Annotated in this window: 15 protein-coding genes; 6 read left to right on the top strand and 9 right to left on the bottom strand. The window is 55.4% G+C overall.

The window, feature by feature from the left end; translation table 11 throughout:
* Positions 1–54 precede the first annotated feature (54 nt).
* Positions 55–1,074 (bottom strand): arginine/ornithine succinyltransferase subunit alpha, encoded by a 1,020-nt coding sequence (gene aruF / locus TU81_RS06610; protein ID WP_007904685.1) that lies wholly within the window; start codon positions 1,072–1,074, stop codon positions 55–57.
* A 224-nt stretch (positions 1,075–1,298) separates the two neighbouring features.
* Positions 1,299–2,519 (bottom strand): aspartate aminotransferase family protein, encoded by a 1,221-nt coding sequence (locus TU81_RS06605; RefSeq protein ID WP_038979422.1) that lies wholly within the window; start codon positions 2,517–2,519, stop codon positions 1,299–1,301.
* Between the two features lie 304 nt (positions 2,520–2,823).
* Between TU81_RS06605 and TU81_RS06600 the strand changes: the two genes are divergently transcribed.
* Positions 2,824–7,863, top strand: coding sequence for a dermonecrotic toxin domain-containing protein (locus TU81_RS06600; RefSeq protein WP_313847580.1), 5,040 nt, complete (start codon positions 2,824–2,826; stop codon positions 7,861–7,863).
* 24 nt (positions 7,864–7,887) lie between these two features.
* Here the strand turns inward: TU81_RS06600 and argR are convergent, their stop codons facing one another.
* The 7 genes from argR to acs all read right to left on the bottom strand — a co-directional run bounded on the left by argR (position 7,888) and on the right by acs (position 15,881).
* Positions 7,888–8,868, bottom strand: a complete 981-nt coding sequence (argR, locus tag TU81_RS06595; protein WP_038979420.1) for a transcriptional regulator ArgR — start codon at positions 8,866–8,868, stop codon at positions 7,888–7,890.
* A gap of 270 nt (positions 8,869–9,138) precedes the next feature.
* Positions 9,139–9,903: an ABC transporter ATP-binding protein gene (locus TU81_RS06590; protein ID WP_007904680.1), complete on the bottom strand. Its 765-nt coding sequence runs from the start codon at positions 9,901–9,903 to the stop codon at positions 9,139–9,141.
* Positions 9,904–9,930: 27 nt separating this feature from the next.
* Positions 9,931–11,043: a M14 family metallopeptidase gene (locus TU81_RS06585; protein ID WP_048394169.1), complete on the bottom strand. Its 1,113-nt coding sequence runs from the start codon at positions 11,041–11,043 to the stop codon at positions 9,931–9,933.
* Between the two features lies 1 nt (position 11,044).
* Positions 11,045–11,743: an ABC transporter permease gene (locus TU81_RS06580; RefSeq protein WP_038979418.1), complete on the bottom strand. Its 699-nt coding sequence runs from the start codon at positions 11,741–11,743 to the stop codon at positions 11,045–11,047.
* Positions 11,740–12,429: an ABC transporter permease gene (locus TU81_RS06575; protein WP_007904805.1), complete on the bottom strand. Its 690-nt coding sequence runs from the start codon at positions 12,427–12,429 to the stop codon at positions 11,740–11,742. Before TU81_RS06575 ends, TU81_RS06580 begins: the two co-directional genes overlap by 4 nt.
* A 90-nt stretch (positions 12,430–12,519) precedes the next feature.
* Entirely contained in the window at positions 12,520–13,293 is a 774-nt protein-coding gene (locus TU81_RS06570; protein WP_038979417.1) for an ABC transporter substrate-binding protein, read from the bottom strand.
* Positions 13,294–13,925: 632 nt separating this feature from the next.
* On the bottom strand, positions 13,926–15,881 hold the full coding sequence (acs, locus tag TU81_RS06565) for an acetate--CoA ligase (protein ID WP_048394167.1): 1,956 nt from the start codon (positions 15,879–15,881) through the stop codon (positions 13,926–13,928).
* Positions 15,882–16,350: 469 nt separating this feature from the next.
* On the opposite strand from acs, the gene TU81_RS06560 reads away from it, so the two are divergent.
* The 5 genes from TU81_RS06560 (at position 16,351) to TU81_RS06540 (ending at position 22,476) form a co-directional block, all read left to right on the top strand.
* Positions 16,351–16,614 (top strand): DUF2790 domain-containing protein, encoded by a 264-nt coding sequence (locus tag TU81_RS06560; RefSeq protein WP_048394165.1) that lies wholly within the window; start codon positions 16,351–16,353, stop codon positions 16,612–16,614.
* A gap of 237 nt (positions 16,615–16,851) precedes the next feature.
* On the top strand, positions 16,852–17,124 hold the full coding sequence (locus TU81_RS06555; RefSeq protein WP_048394162.1) for a hypothetical protein: 273 nt from the start codon (positions 16,852–16,854) through the stop codon (positions 17,122–17,124).
* Between the two features lie 656 nt (positions 17,125–17,780).
* Positions 17,781–19,031: a ribonucleotide-diphosphate reductase subunit beta gene (locus TU81_RS06550; protein ID WP_048394159.1), complete on the top strand. Its 1,251-nt coding sequence runs from the start codon at positions 17,781–17,783 to the stop codon at positions 19,029–19,031.
* Between the two features lie 201 nt (positions 19,032–19,232).
* Entirely contained in the window at positions 19,233–21,425 is a 2,193-nt protein-coding gene (locus tag TU81_RS06545) for a sensor histidine kinase (RefSeq protein WP_048394157.1), read from the top strand.
* On the top strand, positions 21,418–22,476 hold the full coding sequence (locus tag TU81_RS06540) for a DNA-binding transcriptional response regulator (protein WP_048394155.1): 1,059 nt from the start codon (positions 21,418–21,420) through the stop codon (positions 22,474–22,476). The genes TU81_RS06545 and TU81_RS06540 overlap by 8 nt, the downstream gene beginning before the upstream one ends.
* Positions 22,477–22,855: the final 379 nt, after the last annotated feature.

The raw sequence follows: 22,855 nt of genomic DNA, 5'->3' as shown, positions 1-22,855 counted from the left end.
GTGAAACTCGCTGCTTTACTAAGCATTCACTCTTTATAGGCATAGCAGCAGGCGTTAAACCGCCACCAGGCGCACGCTGGCACCTTCACCGACGCCCAAGGCTTCGGCCGCTTCAAGATCCAGGGTCACGGGTTTGCCCGGCGCGTAATCGAGCTCAAGCAAAACGGCGCGGTAATCCTGCAACTGGGCGTTGGCCACCAGATATTGACGACCGGCACCTTTGACCGGCTCACCGATTTTCACCGGGACTACACGGCTCTGGGCGATCGAACGGATCCCCGAGACGCGGGCATGCAGGGTCGGGCCACCGTCGAAAATGTCGATGTAGTGATCGGTCTCGAAGCCTTCGCGCATCAGGATGTCGAAAGTGATCTGCGCTCGTGGGTGCACCTGGCCCATCGCCTCTTGAGCGGAGTCCGGCAGCAATGGCACGTAGATCGGGTAATGCGGCATCAGCTCGGCCAGGAACGTGCGGCTTTTCAGGCCACACAGACGCTCGGCAGCGGCGTAGTTGAGGTCGAAGAAGTTGCGACCGATGGCATCCCAGAACGGCGAGTCGCCATTTTCGTCGCTGTAACCAACGATCTCGGTCACCACCGAATCGGCAAAGCGTTCCGGGTGGCTGGCCACGAACAACAGGCGACCACGGGAATTGAGCTCCGCCCAAGGCGAACCCACCAACTCCGGCTTCACGTAGAAACTGGTCAGCAAGCTGTTGCCGGTCAGGTCGTGACACTGGGATAGCACGTGGATCTTGTTGTGAATCTTCAGCTCGCGGGAGGCGTGCACGAAAGTTTCGTTACGAAAGCTGTAGAACGGCTCGGAATAACCGGCCGAGGCAACGATGGCCGAACAGCCGACCAGTTTGCCGGTGGCCGTGTCTTCAAGGACGAAGAAATAGCTCTCTTCACCGTTGAAGCTGACTTCGGCGGCGAACGAGGCTTCGCTCGCGGCGATCTTGTCGCTCAGGCGTTCAACGTCATCCGGCAAGGAAGTGACACCAATCGGGCTGTCCGCAGCCAGACGCTGTACCTCGCCCAGATCAGCCATTTGCGCGGGGCGCATCACCAGCATGGTGTCACTCCTTTCTCATTTAACACTTTTAGGAAAAATAACCGGGCTGTCATTGAAGACACTCGGACTAATGTGGGAGCGGGCTTGCTCGCGAAAGCGGTGTATCAGTCGACATCATTGCTGTCTGACCCACCGCTTTCGCGAGCAAGCCCGCTCCCACATTTGATCCGGTCCGGCACAAAAATTGGGTTCGACGCCCGGATAGCCAGGCGTCGAAGGGACTATCAGGCTTGCGTCAGTTTTGCTGCGGCGCGTTCGAAACGGTCCAGACCGGCATCGATATCGGCGTCTTCAACCACCAGGCTTGGCGCGAAACGAATCACGTCCGGGCCGGCTTGCAGAATCATCAAGCCTTCACGCTCGGCGGCGTTGAAGATGTCTTTGGCCTTGCCTTTCCAGGCATCGTTCAACACGCAACCGAGCAACAGGCCCAGACCGCGGACTTCAGTGAAGAGGCCGTACTTCTCGCCGATCTGCTCAAGACGGGTCTTGAACTTGTCGTGCTTGGCATTGACGCCGTTCAGCACTTCAGGCGTGTTGATGACATCGATCACCGCTTCAGCGACAGCGCACGCCAGCGGGTTGCCGCCATATGTGGTGCCGTGGGTGCCGACGACCAGGTGTTTGGCCAGGTCTTCGGTGGTCAGCATCGCTGCGATCGGGAAACCGCCGCCCAGGCTCTTGGCGCTGGTCAGGATGTCCGGGGTCACGCCGTAATGCTGATAGGCGAATAGTTTGCCGCTGCGGCCCATGCCGGTCTGAACTTCGTCGAAAACCAGCAGCGCGTTGTGCGCGTCGCACAGTTCACGAGCACCTTGCAGGTAAGACAGCTCGGCCGGCAATACGCCGCCTTCGCCCTGGATCGGCTCCAGAACCACTGCGCAGGTCTTGTCGGAAACAGCGGCTTTCAGCGCGGCCAGATCGTTGTAAGGCACGTGGGTGATGCCAGTGATCTTCGGACCGAAGCCGTCGGAGTATTTCGACTGGCCACCGACGTTCACGGTGAACAGGGTACGGCCGTGGAAGCTGTTGAGCGCGGCAACGATTTCGTACTTCTCGGTACCGAAACGGTCATGGGCCACGCGACGGGCCAGCTTGAAGGCGGCCTCGTTGGCTTCGGCGCCAGAGTTGCAGAAGAACACGCGCTCGGCAAAAGTGGCGTCGACCAGCTTATGGGCCAGGCGCAAGGCTGGCTCATTGGTGAACACGTTGGACACGTGCCACAGCTTGTTCGCTTGCTCGGTCAATGCAGCGACCAGCGCCGGATGCGCATGGCCCAATACGTTAACGGCAATCCCGCCGGCGAAGTCGATCAGCTCGCGGCCAGACTGGTCCCAAACACGGGAACCGGCACCACGCACAGGAATGAAAGCGGCTGGCGCGTAGTTGGGAACCATTACCTGGTCAAAATCGGCGCGTTCTACCGCAGCGTGCTCAACGGACATCGGAGTCTCCTGAAGAGGAACACTCGCCTGAAACTGGCGAGCGATGAGGGGATTGTAAGGACAGTTTTCAGCCCGGCCTTGCCGCCAAGCGACAACTTCTTATAGCGCAAACACAGGTTTGGCCCGGGTTTACGGCAATGCGACAAATAGGGTCGCAAAGGCGCAGTTTAAACTGCCTGCGGGGTTTGCGGCAGGTTGCGAGGATCTTACTCATCCGGATTTTACGGTGGCGGTATATATGTACCGCACGTCGCTGGCGCTCATGGTGTTTTCTGAGATCTTCCTAACGCCAACGGCAACCTTCATGAGCCTTACTAACGAAAATCCGGACGCTATCCATCTCGATCCGATGCCACCCTTCAACAGGGACACCCATTACCAGCATCTGATAAGCGTCATCCCCCGCTGGCTTACGCAGGCCACCCCGCAAAAGCGCGAAGCCATGAGCAAGGCCAAACCTCGCCTACCGGCCGGCCTCAACAACGCGCCCCGCAGCCAACACGCCGAGTTACGCACACTCAATGCCTTGCACTGGCAAGCGCAGAACCGCGTCGATCAGTCGCTGGCCAAGGTGAAAAATGCCAAGGATTTTGCCGAACCGTTGCTGGTTGCAGCGCTGAAGCAGCGCTTCGGCCTGGAACTGGACGTCCACCAAACCTTTTTGCGTCTTTATATTCCCGCCCATATCCCATGGCTGGGGCTGAAGTCGGGCGCGGCACGCATCTGGACGGTGTCGCTGTTGGACGCCGCGCTGCACAACTTCGAAAGCAGCGAGACCAGAGACGACGCCTTTGAGCCCGCCTCGACCTACATCAGTGCACCTTCTTCTGCGGGGCATTTCGATGAACTGCCGCACGTCCTGCTAAAAATTCCCATCACGGCATTCACCCAACTGTGCCGGGAACTGGACATTGGCGAGCACTACAAAACGTACCTCGAAGAAAACCTCGGCATCAGCAACCCGGTGGTCGCGGCGACCCTGCAACCCAGAGTCCGCGACAGCCAGAAAGCGGCCCTCAGCGCCGCCCTGCAAATGGCCTACATGCAAAACAAGCTTGGCGGCGATGTCCATCGCCTGATCCTTGGCTTACTCGATGGCCAGCAACATCTACGTCTACGCGGACAGGCATGGGATTGTCATGAACTGACGATCATGAATGTACGGCTGACTGGCATCGTGCTGTTTGCCCCGGATCTGGAACGCGCGCGAGAAGTGGTCCGGGTAGTGGCCTATATCCCCGACGACCCCGAACACCCGATCAAGGAATATGCCTCCACAGGCGCATTCGCCCAGGAGCTGACCCAGCGTTTGCGCAGTCATGACTATCAACAGTTCTTCAGCCGCTTTATCGATCATGAGGCTCGTGGGCATTTCTTCGCTCAGTTAAACGACCGACTTGTTCCCATCACCTGGCAACCGGTTCAACCTGGCGACCCACGCCCCACCTGGAGAGAAAAACCAGACCAGCGCGCCAACCTGCAAATGACGACGACGCCGATCAGAGGCGATCTGTGGGCTCATCTCTATCAGCGCAAACTCGACAAGATCCTCAACGATGCCCGAGTCATTGCGGTATCCACGGCGACGGTCGATCAGAAAGCCCGCTGGGCATTATGGGACTCCTTCACGCAAATCGCCTCGACACTGCTAAGCATCGCAGCCTTTGTCGTCCTGCCGTTCGTGCCTTTTCTCGGCGAATTGATGCTGGCTTACATGGCGTACCAGCTACTCGACGAAACCTTCGAAAGCATCGTCGACTGGGCAGAAGGCCTGACGACCGAGGCCTTCGAGCATTTCATGGGGGTCATTGAATCCGCCGTGCAACTGGGCACTTTTGCGGTGGGTGGCGTGATCGCGGCGGGAGAGTTTCGTGCGGTCCTGCCCCGGGAAATTGTTCAGTTCATCGACCGGTTCCATTCGGTCAAAACACCCCAGGGTGAAAGTCGCTATTGGAAGCCAGATCTGAGCACCTATGAACAGCCCGGCACACTTCCTCAGGCTGCCAGACCCGATGAACTCGGACTGTACCGCCACGACGGCAAAACCCTGTTGTCACTGGACAATAAACCCTACGCCGTCAGCCAGGATCCCGTGACCGGTGAGCACCGCATCGATCACCCGAGCCGTCCTGAAGCCTATAAACCCGCACTCAAACACAATGGCGCCGGAGCCTGGCAGACCGCACTCGACCAGCCGTTGAGCTGGGATCAAGCCACCGTGCTGCGCCGCCTCGGCCCTGACATGGAACGGTTCGCACCCTCGGTGCGTGAACGAATGCTGCAGATCAGCGGCTGCCACGAGAATGCCTTGCGCAAGATGCATGTGAATACCAGCCAGATGCCTGCGCTGCTCGCCGACACACTGAAGCGCTTCAAGATCGATCAGGACATCCAGACCTTCATCGAACTGATCGGCAGTGAACAACCGACCGACTACCTGAAAGCCGACCTCGTCACGCAACTGGAACTGCTCCGCGACAACAATTACTGGCCGGCCGAAAAAGGGCTGCGCCTGGTCGACAGCAAAGCACAGACCCTCTGGGAACGCGGTGCCGTCGGCCAACCCATGGTCCAGATCAATCAGGCGCACTTCAACGGCGACTTGATCAAAACGCTATTGCTGAGCCTGGGAGAAACCGAAACCAGAACGCTGATGGGCGAACATTTCGGCACGCCGTCCCCCAGTTTGGCCACCCGCGCCCGCACGTTGCGCCGGACCCTGGCAACGCTCGCCGAGAGCAAACGAGAAACCCTGTTCGACAATCGATACCGCCGACTCGATCGCGCCACCTCTGGGCTGGCGCAAAAACTCATCGACGCCGAACACGGTTTGCCGAGCAGCGTGGCAGATGCACTGCTGCAAACCGCCAGCGATCAAGAGCTGCAACAACTTGAGCGCGGCACCTTGTCCAAACGCCTCGCACAGCTCACCCGTGAAGCCCGGGAACACGTCAGGATCACACGGGCTTACGAAGGCCTGGAGATCAGCTCAAGCGCTAACAACCCCGACACCGATCGACTTGCCCTGCACACCCTGAAGCGACTGCCTGGCTGGTCGGGACAATTGCGCCTGGAAATCCGCGAATACGCCCATGGCGGACGCCTGCTCGACAGTATCGGCAATGCCGATGCGCCCATTCGTAAAGTGCTCGTTCTGAACGCAGATGGCAGCTATCAGGCCTTTGACGATGCAGGCCTTGAGCTCAGCGGCGCGAGCACGTTCTATCTGGATTTATTGCAGGCACTGCCGGACAGCGAGCGCTCGGCGCTAGGCATCCACATTGGCGAAGGTGAAAAACTCAAACGGATGATTCGCACCCATGCTCTGAACCGCAATGAACTGCACTCGGTCCTGGCGCAACACCCAATCCTGAAGCCCACCTACGATCCAACCGTCATGCGCTTGCTCGGCGGCACGGATGGCTACCATCGCGCACCGTTCGGTACGCCGACCTTACAAGCCCGCGCCCATAGGCTATTCCCCCACTTGTCAGCCGAGGAACTGCAAGCCTTTGTCGAACGCCTGCAACGGCACCCGACGGGGCCACGGGCAGAGCTGACCCGACTCATGGCCGAACACGCGCGACTCAGCAATGACCTGCACCTCTGGCGTAACGAAATCCCACTGTTCATGCCGGACACCCAAGCCAGAGTCACCCCCGAACAATTCAGCATTCAGCAGCGAAATCGCCGACACCTGGTAAACGAATTACTCGACTGCTGGCATCAACAAGCCTCACCGCACCTTGGTGAGGATCATGTGGTCGAATTCCGTTTTTCCCAACCGATAGTGGGTGAGCTTCCGATGCTCGGCGAGGGCTTCAGTCACGTGACAAGCCTGTCGCTGGACGGCCATATCGCTACGCGCGGGATGACTGATTTTTTGCGAGGATTCTCAGACTTGCGTCGCCTGGCCTTGCGCGGTTTCAGGCTGAATCGCCTTCCGCAAGCCATTGTGCAATCGCCGAACCTGACCGAACTGATTCTCAGCGACTGCGCCATTACCCTCACGCCACAGAGCTACACCACCCTGTCAGCGCTGAACAAACTGGTGATTCTGGACCTGTACAAGAACCCGCTGGAGCTGATTCCCAATGTCGAGCACATGCCGCAGCTGCGCTACATCGATGTATCGGAGACCGGTATCTCCAACTTCCCACCCAGTGTGCTGACCCGGCCACACCTTCGAACCGTTCTGCTTAATGATAACCGCATCCAGGAACTGCCCACCGCGCTCTTCGATCTCCCCAACACCGTCAGAGATGGCTTCGACCTGGGCGGTAACCCGCTTTCGGCCGCGACTCGCGAACGCATAAAAAGCCATTTCGGGCGCACGCGCCAGGATTTCGGGGTGTTTGCCGAACAGGCTGATGTCAATCGGGTTCAAGCGCTGTACCCGTCTATGGATCAGGAAGAAGCCAGTGAGTTTATCTATCTACAGCCCGGTACGCTGGCCGATGGCAGGGTGGAGATCACGCGCCTGGAAACCGAACTCAGCACCCTCAGCAACGACCTGTCAGCCTGGACAGCAGACGTACCGGCGATACACCCGGTGAGCGATGCCCCTTTCACCGCGCAGGAGCTACTCGAAGAACATTCGATCCGGGATGAATTCAAACGGATTGTGGAACGTTGCTGGCGCCGCCAAACCGGTCTGGACCACTTCAATCAGCAACTTCGACCCACCTACGAGCTGACCCTGCCCACCATCATTACCGGCAACCTGCCGACGATGCAGGCAGACTTCAGTCATGTCTCGCTGCTGTATCTGCACAGTGATGAAGGGCTGACCGGGGTCGGGCGTTTTCTGGAGAGTTTTCCTCGCCTCAAGGGGTTGACCATCCGTAACTACCGACAGCAGACCCTCCCCGAGCCGATTTTCAGAATGGGCGATCTGACCGCATTGTCGATGACCGATTGCCAACTCACCCTGACGGCGCAAAGTGCACTGGAACTGGCACAGATGGAGCGGCTTGACTACCTGGACCTGAGCGACAACCCGCTGGGTGCCACACCCGACGTGAGCCAGATGCCCCGTCTCACGACCCTGTTGCTGAACGACACCGGCATTGCCGAATTGCCGCCAGGCCTGTTGCAACTCAAATTCCTGGACACCGTGGATCTGAGCGCAAACGCGATCACCCACATACCCGCCGACATTCTGGAGTTGTCGGTGGACGTCGGTGAGAGCATCAATCTGAGGGGCAATCCGCTGTCAGAGGAAAGTGTACAAACGCTGATCAGTTATTTCAGGCAGACAGGTGTCGACTTCGGTGTCGATGCGGTCATGGATCAAGCGGAAATGGAGGTGTCGTCGTCCGAAGGCTCTGACGTCGATGAGTAGTCGACGCCAGACTTGGCGACGGGGTCAACCGCGCTCCGACGGCACCGACGACAACTCGAACGGGCTGCTGCTGCGCCGCTGGTTGCGATCTTCCCGCGGCGTGGCGCCGAAGAAGTTGCGGTAGGCGCTGGAGAAATGCGGCCCCGAAGAGAAGCCACACGACAGGCCGATCTGGATGATCGACTTGCTGGTTTGCATCAACATCTGCCGGGCCTTGTTCAGGCGCAATTCCAGGTAGTACTGGCTCGGCACGCGGTTGAGGTATTGCTTGAAGATCCGCTCCAGCTGCCGACGCGATACGCACACATGCTGGGCGATTTCGTCGGTGGTCAGCGGCTCTTCGATGTTGGCTTCCATCAGCAACACCGCTTGGGTGAGCTTCGGATGACTGGAACCCAAGCGGTTCTGCAATGGAATGCGTTGGCGCTCGCCGCCTTCACGGATGCGTTCGACAACCAGTTCTTCTGAAACCGCACCGGCCAGTTCGGCGCCGTGATCACGGGCCAGTACCGCGAGCAGCAAATCGAGCACCGACATGCCGCCGCACGCAGTGAGGCGATCGCGATCCCAGTCAAACAGGTGACTGGTGGCAATCACCTTCGGAAAACGTTCGGTGAAATCGTCCTGCCAGCGCCAATGCACGGCAGCGCGGTAACCGTCGAGCAAACCCAACTGCGCCAAGGGGTAAACACCGGCCGACAAACCGCCGATCACACATCCAGCTCGCACCAGTTGTTTCAGCCCACTGCTGAGTGCTGGCGCAAGTGAAGTCGGCGGCTCATCGGCGAGCAGGAACAGTTTCTGGAAATTTTCGAGCTTGCCGGCCCACGGCTCACCCGGCAATTGCCAGGCGCCTTCGGTCGGCGGTTCGGCCTGCAAGAACGACAGTTCGTAAACAACGTCCGGGTGCACACGCTGGGCAACACGCAAGGCCTCCTCAGCCAGCGTAAGCGTCAGAGCTTTAGTGCTGGGCCAAATCAGGAAACCAATTCGATGGGCAGTCATGGCGGGCAATCCGAAACGAAGAACAGAATGAAGGCATGGGCCAAGGCTAGCCCGTAAATGAACACAAATTTCAAAACCGACAAAAATCAAATGTGGGAGCTGGCTTGCCGCCCCCCCCTGTAGGAGCTGTCGAGTGAAACGAGGCTGCGATCTTTTGATCTTGAAAATCAAAGTCAAAAGATCGCAGCCTTCGGCAGCTCCTACAGGGAATCGTAGCCAGCCTTCAGGCTACGAAGCATGCACTATCCCTGTGCACAACGGCAGTCCTGATTATTTCAAGCTGCCGGACAAAAATTGTTGCAAACGCTCAGACTGCGGATTCACCAGCACTTCGCGCGGGTTGCCGCTTTCTTCGACGACGCCTTTGTGCAGAAACACCAGCTGGTTCGACACTTCACGGGCAAAGCCCATTTCGTGCGTCACCACCACCATGGTCCGGCCTTCCTGCGCCAGGGCCTGCATGACTTTCAGCACGTCACCGACCAACTCAGGGTCGAGGGCCGAGGTCGGTTCGTCGAACAACATCACCTCAGGCTCCATCGCCAGCGCACGGGCAATCGCCACACGCTGCTGCTCGCCGCCGGACATGTGGCCAGGGTAAGCGTCTTTGCGATGAGCAACGCCGACCTTGTTCAGGTAGTGCTCGGCCTTTTCACGGGCTTCGGTCTTGGACATGCCGAGCACATGGACCGGCGCTTCCATGATGTTTTCCATCGCGGTCATATGCGACCACAGATTGAAATGCTGGAACACCATCGACAGGCGCGAACGCATGCGTTGCAGCTGTTTCGGGTCGGCGGCTTTCAGCGCGCCGTCCTTGTTGGCGACCAGTTTCAGCTCTTCGTTGTTGAGCAGAATCTTGCCCGCGTGCGGCTGCTCGAGCAGGTTGATGCAGCGCAGGAAAGTACTTTTGCCGGAGCCACTGGAGCCGATGATGCTGATCACATCGCCAGCCGCCGCTTTCAGGGACACACCCTTGAGCACTTCGTGACTGCCATAGCGTTTATGCAGGTCTTGGACTTCAAGTTTGTACATGCGGTCGGTTCTCACAAAAACAGTCAGTCAGTCGTTGAGCAAGCGCCCGTGACGCAGCGCTTCGCGCCCCGCCACCTTGGCCAGCCAGAAACCGGGTTGGGCATAACGCAGCCGTTCAATGGCAAACAGCACCCCGGACGTACCAGCACACACCGTGCTGACCCGATCCGATAACGGATCGATCACTTCAAAAATCTCGTCGCCCGCTTCAACCCACTCACCGGGTTTACGCAGAAAACTCACCACGCCAGGATGCGGAGCGAACAGCAATTCGGTGCCTTCGAACGGCATGCCTTCGCAAGCCTCTTGCGCAGGTTTTGGCCATTCGCCGCTGATCAAACCCTGCTCGGCAAGGAACGCCAGAATGCCTTCGGCGTGAGCCTCTGCCTCTGGGCGACCGGTATCAGATTGGCCACCCAACTCGATGGTCGTCGCCAAGCAGGCCAGTGGAATCTGGGCATCCGGAAACAGACGCGACAGACGCAGCCACGGCAGCGAGCACGCTTCGTCAAAGGAGCTGCCGCCGGAATCTTCCGCCAGCAGCCCAACCTTGACGTTCAAGTGCGCAGCCAGCGAACGCCAGTGCGGCCAGTGTTGCGGCAAGGCGTACATGTGCAGTGCCGCTTCGCAATCGCAATGCAAATCCAGCACCACATCGGCGGTGCAAGCATGGCTGAGCAAGATGCGCTGCATGCCTTGCAACTGACTCGCGGCAGGCGGCAAGGCAGCCAGCACATCGCTCATGGTTTCACGGATCAAACGGATATTGGCGTGAGGATCGTCACCCAGATGCCCTTGCAGCTCAGCGGCCACGGGCTCGCTCAGCTCGACGAAATCCCGGTTGAAGTTCTTGCCGCTGCCGGCTTCAAAACGCCCTTGATGGTTACCCTGAAGCAATTGACCGAGGCCCAGTGGATTGGCCACCGGCACCAGTTCGATCACACCGTTCAGCAAGCCTTGGGCTTCGAGTTCGGTCAGGCGCTTTTTCAGCTCCCAGGCCGTGCGCATCCCCGGCAGTTCATCGGCGTGAAGGCTGGCCTGGATATAGGCCTTGCGCTCACCAGCACCGAAGCGGAACACCGAAATCCGGCGTTCGCTGCCCAGGTGGCTCCACGGCAATGCATGATCGATGCGTTCCATATCAGTGCTTCCGCGGGGCCAGATAGCCCAGCCAGCGGTGCTCAGCCATTTTGAACAGGCGCACCAGAATGAACGTCAGGCACAGGTAGAACACGCCGGCGGTGATGTAGGCTTCGAACGGCAAGTAGAACTGAGCGTTGACCGTGCGCGCGGCACCGGTGATGTCGATCAGGGTCACGATGGACGCCAGACTGGTGGTCTGCAGCATCATGATCACTTCGTTGCTGTACTGCGGCAGTGCCCGGCGCAGGGCCGATGGCAGCAGGATCCGCTTGTACATTTTGAAGCGCGACATGCCCATGGCCTTGGCCGCTTCGATCTCGCCGTTCGGCGTGGCGCGCAGGCTGCCGGCGATGATTTCGGCGGTGTAGGCGCTGGTGTTGATGGCGAAGGCCAGGCACGCACAGAACGTGGCGCTGGACAGCCATGGCCAGAGGAAGCTTTCACGTACCGCTTCGAACTGCGCCAGACCGTAGTAGATCAAAAACAGCTGCACCAGCATCGGCGTGCCGCGGATCACGTAAGTGAACAGCCAGGCACTCATATTGACGACGGCGTTCTTGGAAACGCGCATCAGCCCCAGCGGCAGTGCCGCCAACAGGCCGAAGAACAGCGACAGCGCGAGCAATTTAAGGGTGGTCACCAGGCCGCCGAAGTACAGCGGCAAGGCCTCCCAAATGACGTTGTAGTCGAAGATCATAGATCAGCCGCCCTTACGCCTACCGAGTAGCGCTTCTCAAGGTGACGCAATGCCAGCAACGAGACGCTGGTAATTACCAGGTACATCGCCGCCACTGCGAGGAAGAAGGTGAAAGGCTCGCGGGTAGCGTCTGCCGCCTGCTTGGCCTTGAACATCATGTCTTGCAGACCGACCACCGAAATCAGCGCGGTCGCCTTGGTCAATACCAGCCAGTTGTTGGTGAAACCCGGAATCGCCAGACGAATCATCTGCGGCACCAACACCCGGAAGAACACCTGAAAACTGCTCATGCCGTACGCCATGCCGGCCTCTGCCTGCCCCTTCGGGATTGCCATGAAGGCGCCGCGGAAGGTCTCCGACAGGTACGCACCGAAGATGAAGCCCAGGGTGCCGATACCGGCGGCCAACGGGTTCAGGTCGATGTAGTCGTCATAGCCGAGCATCGGCGCGACGCGGTTGAGCAGGTCCTGGCCGCCGTAGAAAATCAGCAGGATCAGCACCAGATCGGGAATACCGCGGATCACCGTGGAATACAGGTCGCCCAGCCAGGCCAGCCAGCGTATTGGGGACAGACGCAGCGCAACGCCGATCAGACCCAGAACGATGGCCAAGACCATGGACGACAAGGCGAGCTGAAGCGTCAGCCATGCGCCATCGAGGATGACAGCCCCGTAGCCTTTCAACATGATTCAGGTCCTCGAAAGTTGGGATGAAAAAATGGCGCAAACCTCAGAGATCCTGTTGCTTGCGCCATTTCGGACTTGTTGCGGGGACGATTACTTGCCGTAGATATCGAAGGCGAAGTACTTGTCCTGGATTTGCTTGTACTTGCCGTTCTCACGAATGGCAGCGATCGCGGTGTTGATCTTGTCTTTCAGCGCGTCGCCCTTGCGAACCGCGATACCTACGCCGTCGCCGAAGTATTTGACGTCGGTGAAGGCCGGGCCAACGAAGGCGAAGCCCTTGCCGGCGTCAGTTTTCAGGAAACCGTCATCCAGCAAGGTCGCGTCTGCCACGGTGCCGTCGAGGCGACCGGCGGCCACGTCGAGGTAGATTTCGTTCTGCGAACCGTAAGGCTTGATCTCGGCACCCAGTGGGGCCAGGACTTCGCGGGCGAAACGCTCGTGGATCGAACCACGTTGCACGCCGATGTTCTTGCCCTTCAACTCAGCCAGGCTGTCGCTGACTGGAGTGCCGGCCTTCATGACCAGGCGAGCCGGGGTGTTGTAGTACTTATTGGTGAAGTCCACGGACTTCTTGCGGTCTTCCGTGATCGACATGGACGACAGGATCGCGTCGATCTTGCGCACTTTGAGTGCCGGGATCAGGCCGTCGAATTCTTGCTCGACCCATACGCACTTGACCTTCATCTCTTCGCACAGGGCGTTGCCGATGTCGTAGTCGAAACCCACGATGCTGCCGTCCGGCGCCTTGGAGGCGAACGGAGGGTAAGCTGCTTCGATACCGATTTTTACGGGCTTGTCATCGGCGAAGGTCGGCAGGGACAGCACGGACAGTGCCAGGGCGCCAAGCAGCACAAGTTTCTTCATCTTGGGACTCCATCGGTAAAGGGCAAAAACGGCAGAGTGAGCGACAGCCCAATATGCGAATGGGTTAAACGGCTGCGTCCTACGAACCGTGCGCTGATTTCAACGCAGGCAACGACGAGCGAGTGATCGGCATTCTAACGACAGGTCCGAAGCCGATATTTCTTCAATGCGACAACAAATTACAGATGCACTGAGAATGCGGGTTAAGCGCGTTGACAGCCTTGCAATTTCATGCAAGAGCAAAAGACAGTGAACCGATCTATATTGCAAATTGCGGGCCTATTATTGGCAAACCCTTCTAATCCGGCAAGCGCAGCGTTGTGTCTTATTTTTCATGCCGGGTTGAGAGGCCCTGAAACAGGGCTTTGCGTTTCCCAATGCCTCGTTGCCGGGCGTGTGGTTACACATTCGGTAACTTGAAGGGTGATGGGTAACAGTGGGAATTGACCTACGGCGGACACCGATAATTATTGGTGGAAGATCAACATCAAAAGATCGCAGCCTTCGGCAGCTCCTACGCCGAACGCATTCCCTGTAGGAGCTGCCGCAGGCTGCGATCTTTTGATCTTCAACAACAAAAAGCCCCACCAGGCTCAACACCTGGTGGGGCTTCGATGACTCAAGAACCGCTGTTAAGCGACGTTCATGGTCTTGTGCGTATCAATCAAATGCTGCACCACACCCGGATCCGCCAGGGTCGAAATATCCCCCAACCCATCGTATTCAGCCGTAGCAATCTTGCGCAGAATCCGGCGCATGATCTTGCCCGAACGGGTTTTCGGCAGTCCCGGCGCCCACTGAATCACATCCGGCGAAGCAATCGGGCCGATCTCTTTACGCACCCAGTTTTTCAATTCCAGGCGCAGCTGCTCGCTCGTCTCTTCGCCAGCGTTCAATGTGACATAGACATAGATGCCCTGCCCCTTGATGTCGTGCGGCACACCGACCACCGCCGCTTCGGCGACTTTCGGGTGAGCGACCATTGCGCTTTCGATCTCGGCAGTACCCATGCGGTGCCCGGAAACGTTGAGCACGTCGTCCACGCGACCGGTGATCCAGTAGTAACCGTCCTCGTCACGACGCGCACCGTCACCGGTGAAGTACATGCCACGGAAGGTCTTGAAGTAGGTATCGACGAAGCGGTCATGGTCGCCGTACAGCGTGCGCGCCTGACCTGGCCACGAATCGAGAATCACCAGGTTACCCTCGGCCACGCCTTCGACGATGTTGCCCAGGTTGTCGACCAACGCTGGCACCACACCGAAGAACGGACGCGCCGCAGAACCAGGTTTCAGCGCGTGAGCGCCCGGCAACGGGCTCATCATGTTGCCGCCGGTTTCGGTCTGCCACCAGGTATCGACGATCGGGCAACGGGACTTGCCCACATTCTTGTAGTACCAGTCCCACGCTTCCGGATTGATCGGCTCACCGACCGAACCCAACAGACGCAGGCTGCTGCCATCGGCGCCTTCTACCGCGGCGGTGCCCGACGCCATCATCGCGCGGATCGCGGTAGGTGCGGTGTAGAGGATGTTGACCTTGTGCTTGTCGACGATCTTCGCCACCCGGGTGATGTCCGGATAGTTCGGCACGCCTTCGAACAGCAGCGTGGTCGCGCCATTGGCCAACGGGCCATAGACGATATAAGTGTGGCCGGTGACCCAGCCGACGTCGGCGGTGCACCAGTAGATTTCGCCCGGACGGTAGTCGAACACGCGCTCGTGGGTCATCGCCGCATACAGCAAGTAACCGCCGGTGGTGTGCTGCACGCCCTTCGGCTTGCCGGTGGAACCGGAAGTATAAAGGATGAACAGCGCTTCTTCGGCGCCCATCTCTTTCGGCGCGCAGACACTGCCCGCCACTTTCATCAGGTCTTCGTACCAGATGTCGCGATGCTGGTTCCACTTGATGTCGCCACCGGTGCGCTTGCACACGATGACTTTCTGAATGCTGCTGGTTTCCGGGTTGGTCAGCGCGTCGTCGACGTTGGTCTTCAGCGGGATTTTCTTGCCGGCACGAATGCCTTCGTCAGCGGTGATCACCACTTTGGATTTGCAGTCGATGATCCGGCCAGCCAGGGCTTCCGGAGAGAAACCGCCGAACACTACCGAGTGAATCGCACCGATCCGGGTACAGGCCAGCATGGCGACCACGGCTTCGGGGATCATCGGCATATAGATTGTCACCACGTCGCCGCGGTGCACATCCTGGCCGCGCAAGGCGTTGGCGAACTTGCAGACTTCTTCATGCAGCTCGCGGTAGGTGATGTTGCGGCTTTCGGCAGGGTCATCCCCTTCCCAAATAATCGCGATTTGATCGCCGCGCTCAGCCAGATGACGGTCGAGGCAGTTGTAGGAAACGTTCAACGTGCCGTCGGCGAACCATTTGATGTCGACATGGTGATCGTCGAAGGATGTCTGCTTCACCGTGGTGAAAGGCTTGATCCAGTCGAGGCGCTTGGCTTGTTCGCGCCAGAAGCCGTCCGGGTTGACGACCGACTGCTGGTACATGGCCTTATAGGTGGCCTCGTCAGTCAGCGTGTTGGCTGCTACCTCGGGACGAACGGGATACAAAGAAGCCGCACTCATCTTTCTTACCTCGGTGGAATAGTTGTTTTTGTATGGCCCCAGTTGTAGCCGGGCCGGGCCTATAGAACCATTCGACGATGGTAGTAACAAGCCCCTACAAAATGTGGCTATACCGCGACGAGGCGCTCAAACCCGGCTATCAGGGCCCTCGTAGGAGCTGTCGAAGGCTGCGATCTTTTGATCTTCAGCTTTTTAAAGTCGAAAGATCGCCATCTTCGGCAGATTCTGCGCAGTGATTACGGGCGAGTTCTCGGGGATTGTTACCAAATCTGCCAAAGGTGTTTATCAAAAGCACGGCTATATGCACGCCATCCCCAGGCCTAAAATCGGTTTCGCCAACAAGGCAAACGCGATTAACCCAGTTGCAGCCCCCACGAAGGCAGTTAATCCAAGACTCTTTATTAAAGCGCCACACGCAATCCCAAAAAGATTGCGTGACCCCATTCGACCTCAGAAAGGTAAATATCAAATGAAAGCTTTATGGGTTCTGGCCCTCAGCAGTCTGTGCGCAACCGCCATGGCGGACGAGGTCCCGACTGATGTAGCACAGCAACAACCCGCCATTGAGGAATACACCTACTCCACCCACCTGGACATCGCCAAAGTTATATCGATGAGCGAAATCCCGAACGTCTGCGAAGTGGTTCCGGCCAAAATGGAATACGACGACTCCAAAGGTCAGCGGCACATTCTGCGCTACAGCGTCATGGGTAACGGCTGCTCTAACGGCTGATCCGCCCCTCAAGCCCAGCACTCCACGGTTCACGGTCCATGTAGGAGCTGCCGCAGGCTGCGATCTTTTGATCTTTCCCCCAAAGCTCACCTATTAAAGACAGATAAACCGCCAACCCAATAGATCGATAAACAAGATTGCTTTAAGCGTTTATTTGCGCTTTTTAATCAAAATAGTTGGCGTAGGATGAATTCCACACCCAAGGCACAAAACGCCAAAAAACCTGGAGCCACTACCATGAAAACCAAACTGATCCTCGCCCTGACCCTTTCCGTCCTGGCCGCTAACACCTTCGCCGCCGATGGCTACGACCGCACTGGCTCATCTACTTTCACTGAAGCGGCTGTCGCTTCTGACGGTTACGACCACACTGGTTCGGCTTCTTTCGCTTCGGATGGTTTTGATCGCACTGGCGCTGCCAAGGTTGCTGCTGACGGCTTCGATCACACTGGCGCTGCCAAGGTCGCCGCTGACGGTTCGGACCACGTAGGTGCAGCTCGTTTCAGCTGAAAATCGAACGCGACATCACAGCCCGACTTCGGTCGGGCTTAGTTGTGTCTGGAGTGGTCAAAAATCGACCAAAACCACTACATGTAGTAAAAAACGCCGTTTTTGATTGTTTTTTGAACAACCTTTTTCAAAAACATTTTCAGCCAAAAACTGCACACAATCCCGCCCACAAAAAACCCTCCCATCCCCTGAAAGCCCCGCCCCACCTGGCTTGCAACACAACACCAGACCATAACCACGCGAACACCTTGCTCCCACCGTCAAAAACCAGCCAAAACAACCGAAAAAAAAACTTACTCCGCCAAAGCCCTGTAAACCCTCGCTCCAACCTGAAAACGCCCCTCGCCGACCGCTCCGAGTGCCATTTCGCCGCACCACGGGGCCGAAAATTTCCTTATAATGCGCACTTAAACGGGCCTGCAATATTCCCTTACAGGGGTGAAAAGCCAGTCTGAAGCCCACGCAGAGCGGTTCACGTTTTCTGCGCCCATCAGCGGCTTCGGAACACCCGTACAAAATTCTGTTTATTGCCTGCGTTGTACCGCTGCAACAAACGATTTCCTTTAGATCCAACGCGGCCAGAAAAGGCTGTGTGAAAAACCAACCTATCAGTTTTCACACGGGCAATCTGGCCCTCACGCAGGAGACGACACGTCATGCTGAGCTGGGACGAATTCGACAAAGAAGACAGCGGCGAGACCGTGGTAAAAGGCGCCAACGCCGGCCACGCGACCGAAGCCAACATGGACCGACTCGACACCGCTGGTGGTGTCGCCGCTCAAGAAGCTCGCGCTGTTACCGCGAGCGACTCTGCCGCAATCGCCCGTGCCAAAGCTGCCCTGGACACCCTCGACGTCGCCGAAGGCCTCGCCGAACTCGAAGGCGCCTCCGCCCGCGTTGCTGTCGACGAAAAGCGCATGATCAACTGCCGCGCCGACCTCAACCAACTCGTACCGTTCAAGTACGACTGGGCCTGGCAGAAGTATCTGGACGGTTGCGCAAACCACTGGATGCCGCAAGAAGTCAACATGACCGCCGACATCGCCCTCTGGAAAGACCCGGAAGGCCTGACCGACGACGAGCGCCGCATCGTGATGCGCAACCTCGGCTTCTTCTCCACCGCCGACTCCCTGGTTGCCAACAACCTGGTCCTGGCCGTGTACCGCCTGATCACCAACCCGGAATGCCGCCAGTACATCCTGCGCCAGGCCTTCGAAGAGGCGATCCACACCCACGCCTACCAGTACTGCATCGAATCGTTGGCCATGGATGAAGGCGAGATCTTCAACATGTACCACGAGATCCCATCGGTCGCGAAAAAAGCCACCTGGGGCCTGAAATACACCCGTTCGATCTCCGATCCAAAGTTCGAAACCGGCACCGTCGAAACCGACAAAGAACTGCTGCGCAACCTGATCGCCTACTACTGCGTTCTGGAAGGCATCTTCTTCTACTGCGGCTTCACCCAAATCCTCTCCATGGGCCGCCGCAACAAAATGACCGGCGTCGCCGAGCAGTTCCAATACATCCTGCGCGACGAATCCATGCACCTGAACTTCGGCATCGACGTGATCAACCAGATCAAAATCGAAAACCCGCACTTGTGGGATGCTGAGATGAAGGAAGAAGCGAGCCAGATGATTCTGCAGGGGACTCAGCTGGAGATTGAATACGCTCGTGACACCATGCCTCGTGGGGTGTTGGGGATGAATGCGGCGATGATGGAGGACTACCTGAAGTTCATCGCTAACCGTCGTTTGAGCCAGATTGGTTTGAAGGAAGAGTACCCAGGGACGACTAACCCGTTCCCTTGGATGAGCGAGATCATGGACTTGAAGAAAGAGAAGAATTTCTTTGAGACTCGGGTTATTGAGTATCAGACTGGTGGGGCTTTGAGCTGGGATTAAAGCTCTCGCCGCACACACTTCAAGAAGGCTGCCATTTTGGTAGCCTTTTTTTTTGCTTGATCATATCGAATGTTAATTTCTAGCAAAAAGCTAAATCCGTATTGAGTAATTTATTGATGACATCAAAATGGCATGATATAAACAAAAAACACTGATCCAATTGTTATAAGAATCTAACATTTGCGAAAAAGGCAGCTGAAAGTGGAACCATTTAAGTTCAAACCACGAGCTAGGCTAATCAGAACCATTGGCGACAAATTGGTAAGCGGCCCTATCGCTGCCGTAGTTGAGTTAGTAAAAAACGCGCATGACGCTGATGCCACTCATTGCACAATAAAAATCATTGCGAGACAGCAACAGACGTCTTGGATAGAAATCTCCGATGATGGCCATGGGATGACGTTTGACACTATTGTCAATTCTTGGTTAGAGCCAGCAACCGATCATAAAGTTAAAAGAAGCCACTCCGCCACTGGGAGAAGACTACTAGGGTCAAAAGGAATTGGTAGATTCGCCGCAGCTCGCCTTGGAGAGCTGATGACTTTGACCACTTCCGCCGCTACCGCAGATGGGAGAAACACGGAAATAACCACAGTAAAAATTGACTGGAAAGAGTTTGACGCACAGAATTATTTAGATGATGTTCGAATTCAAATCCGAAGAAGCTTAAGACCGAGAGATTACCCCACTGGAACTACCGTAAAAATAAAAGAGCTTCGAGACAACTGGATCTCAAAGGAAATAGCAGATCTAAATATTGAGCTAAGACGCTTAATCTCCCCTATAAAAAAAGAAGACACTGAAGAAAACATCCAACCCAACTCAGAAAACGGGTTTTCAATCTACCTAGATTTACGCAGAGCATTAAAGACATCGAAACCAATAACGTTTGATCACGACACTGAAACTGAGGTATTGAAAGTTGAACCAGCACCTATTCTCGACAGTGCAGATTACGAAGTAATTGGGACGTTTGATGAAGATGGTACTTTCTCTGGTGATATGAGGTTTCATTCTCTCGGAGAACCCTACTCTGAAAGCATTCATGAAAGCTTTCCAATTGAACTGCAATCTGGACAGCTACCCTGCGGCGAGTTAAAAATTAGACTTCTGGTATTTGATCGAGAGACAGAATCCATAGAAGCACTAATATCAAGAGCGGGGCTTCAAGGTTATGGAAAACGAGCAGCACGTCAAATTCTTGATGACATGACAGGCGTAGGAATATATAGAGACGACTTCAGAATTCGTCCTTACGGTGATAAAGACCAAGACTGGTTAGAATTGAGCAGAAGACGCATTGACAATCCTTCAATGCGGATTGGCTCAAATCAAATTGCGGGTTTTATTACTATATCCGATGAGAGAAATAGCAACCTTATAGAGCGAAGCAGTCGCGAAGGGTTAGAAGCAAATGGTAGCTACAAGCGGCTGCAAGAGTTAATCACGAAGTTGCTAGGCTCAACAATTGAACCAATGCGCCGAAAAGTCAGGGAAGGCACCGGCAAGGGAAAAAGACAACCAAGGCACGAGCACTTCATCGAAGCAGCAGAATTCACATGGAAAGAAAAAATTCTTTCCGAAATCCCTCTGCAAAAACGTGACAATGCTCGCCTGGTAATTGATCACGCTCAAGAAGAACTTAGAAAAAGAATAATTGAGCAGATCGAGCATGAGCGAATTTTAGAGGCTCGCGCAACTCTCGGTAAGATTATCGCTGAGGTTCTCCACGAACTGAGAAACCCTCTTAAATCTATGAGCAGCTTACTTAAGCACCTTAAATACGACTGGAAAAAAATAACTTCCCAAGATCCAGAGCCAGAAATAAAAGCAAAGTATCTATTCAGAACCGAGGAAAACATAAAGCAATCAGCAAGGATGGAGAAACTCCTGACACAACTGGACCCGCTAGCAACTAAAAGATCTGGCCCACCAACGGTACAAGATGCTTACACCCATACAATTTCTTCCATCGAAGTAATGCATAACAAAGCGACTGACAACGGAATAACAATAATGCTCGAGGGCGAAAAAGAGCTAAACTACATCGGTTACGGCGATGAAATACAAACAGCATTGATAAATCTAATAGACAACTCAATCTTCTGGCTTATAAAGCAATCCAACAGCCGACCAAGAATAAATATAACCACATACAAAGAATCAGGCTACATTTTAATACGCATAGAAGACAATGGACCTGGAATTAAAGAAGACTTTAAAGAGTCCGTATTCGAGGCAGGCTTCACTACAAAAGTTTCTGATGGACAAGGTCTAGGACTCGCGATCTCTAAAGAGTCGCTTGCCCGCACCGGCGGCTCGTTAAATTTAATAAACTCTACCCACGGATGCACTTTCGAAATAAAAATAAAGGAAGCCAAGACTCATGAGTAATAACATACACCTGCTTTATATAGAGGATGAAACAAATCTTTGGGATGGCTTCCTAAAAGAAGCAGAAATATATGGAGCAGTACCGGAAAACAAAATAGCCTTTGTCGTTCATTGTGTCCCCGGCATTGAAGAAGCTAAAGCAGCAATAGCCACTCAGAAATTCGACATAATTGTTACAGATCTAAAAATAGCGACCGGTATACCTGGAAGCGATGCAGTAACCACAGGTAATTTATTCATTAAAGAACTTAAGGAAATATCGCCTTGCCCCATAGCCATTCTCACTGGCAAGCCTTCTGACGTAGAAGATGACACGCTAGATAGAAGTTCCATGGCAAAATTCACGAAAGAAGTGGATGCCGAAACCAAAATATTTCATTGGATCAAAACCAAGTTACCATTAATCTCATTGATGCAACAGTCGTTCGAATTACTCAACAAAGAACTAGCAACTCTATTTCATAGTGGAGTAGCGGATAGAATTTCTGAACTAGGCAGTACTATCCCGGCAGAGTCATCCCTAAGGATGATTCTAGAAAATATCGCAGACCGCATCTTGACAGTCAACAGCACTACAAAGTCCCACCCTCAAGAAAGCTATATTCATCCAGTCATCCGCAACAACATTATGACGGGGGATCTAATAAGCATAGGAGACGAGACTTGGGTGATTCTGACACCGGCTTGTAATATTGTAAGATACTCAAAAAATGAAATTGTTCTTTTGGCAAAATGCAATGACCATCCTAAGTACAGGCAATATCTGGATGCAGCTGAAAAAGGTGACGACAAATCTCTTAGAGCCTTAATTAACCAAGCAAACAATCTATTTACACATTTTTTGCCCCCACTAAATAAAGGAGAAGCCCCAAAAATCGTTAACTTTGACGAGCTAATCACAATCAAATATTCCGAACTAGATCCTAATAATATAATAGCCGCGATATCACCAAAGTTTCTACCAAACTTAATACATCGCTTTTCTGCCTACATTGGAAGACCTGGAGCACCCGATATAGAGCCAAGCCATTGCCTCCAGCATTCTTTGTAGGTACATCTGCAATAGTTGGGCCGAGAACCAGATCCAGCTTTGTGCGTTAGGTCGCTAGAACTGGCTCTCTGCCTGCTCAATGCGTAGCGGTCCACGGGTGACGGCGATCATGAGTTTGATCCCGTCGGATAAGCTTAACGGGCATGATCCATAAGCATATTCAAAAGATGCCCGGGCCTCACCTGCCGCCACATTGAGTTGCTGCCACAGCGATGGCAACCGCCCTAGTTGCGCAAGTCGGGATGTCGTGGCGCATTCCGAGCATCCGCCAACTTGAACACTGGTCGACGGATGGTATTCCCGCTATGTCGACAGCAATTGAGAGATTGATCATTTTAACGATTATCTATTTCGAACTGACCAAGCGAAAATATTTTTC

Source organism: Pseudomonas lini (genome assembly GCF_001042905.1).
In the GTDB taxonomy this organism is placed as follows: Bacteria; Pseudomonadota; Gammaproteobacteria; order Pseudomonadales; family Pseudomonadaceae; genus Aquipseudomonas; species Aquipseudomonas lini.
The sequence above is the reverse complement of the archived record's forward strand: the minus strand, read 5'-3'. Positions and strand labels throughout refer to the sequence as shown.

Excerpts from the sequence above, each read along its gene's own strand:
- TU81_RS06590 (WP_007904680.1), bottom strand. The coding sequence starts at position 9,903 with ATGTACAAACTTGAAGTCCAAGACCTGCATAAACGCTATGGCAGTCAC.
- aruF (WP_007904685.1), bottom strand. The coding sequence starts at position 1,074 with ATGCTGGTGATGCGCCCCGCGCAAATGGCTGATCTGGGCGAGGTACAG.
- argR (WP_038979420.1), bottom strand. The coding sequence starts at position 8,868 with ATGACTGCCCATCGAATTGGTTTCCTGATTTGGCCCAGCACTAAAGCT.
- TU81_RS06600 (WP_313847580.1), top strand. The coding sequence starts at position 2,824 with ATGAGCCTTACTAACGAAAATCCGGACGCTATCCATCTCGATCCGATG.
- TU81_RS06570 (WP_038979417.1), bottom strand. The coding sequence starts at position 13,293 with ATGAAGAAACTTGTGCTGCTTGGCGCCCTGGCACTGTCCGTGCTGTCC.
- TU81_RS06585 (WP_048394169.1), bottom strand. The coding sequence starts at position 11,043 with ATGGAACGCATCGATCATGCATTGCCGTGGAGCCACCTGGGCAGCGAA.
- TU81_RS06580 (WP_038979418.1), bottom strand. The coding sequence starts at position 11,743 with ATGATCTTCGACTACAACGTCATTTGGGAGGCCTTGCCGCTGTACTTC.
- TU81_RS06605 (WP_038979422.1), bottom strand. The coding sequence starts at position 2,519 with ATGTCCGTTGAGCACGCTGCGGTAGAACGCGCCGATTTTGACCAGGTA.
- acs (WP_048394167.1), bottom strand. The coding sequence starts at position 15,881 with ATGAGTGCGGCTTCTTTGTATCCCGTTCGTCCCGAGGTAGCAGCCAAC.
- TU81_RS06575 (WP_007904805.1), bottom strand. The coding sequence starts at position 12,429 with ATGTTGAAAGGCTACGGGGCTGTCATCCTCGATGGCGCATGGCTGACG.
- TU81_RS06540 (WP_048394155.1), top strand. The coding sequence starts at position 21,418 with ATGAGTAATAACATACACCTGCTTTATATAGAGGATGAAACAAATCTT.
- TU81_RS06550 (WP_048394159.1), top strand. The coding sequence starts at position 17,781 with ATGCTGAGCTGGGACGAATTCGACAAAGAAGACAGCGGCGAGACCGTG.
- TU81_RS06555 (WP_048394162.1), top strand. The coding sequence starts at position 16,852 with ATGAAAACCAAACTGATCCTCGCCCTGACCCTTTCCGTCCTGGCCGCT.
- TU81_RS06560 (WP_048394165.1), top strand. The coding sequence starts at position 16,351 with ATGAAAGCTTTATGGGTTCTGGCCCTCAGCAGTCTGTGCGCAACCGCC.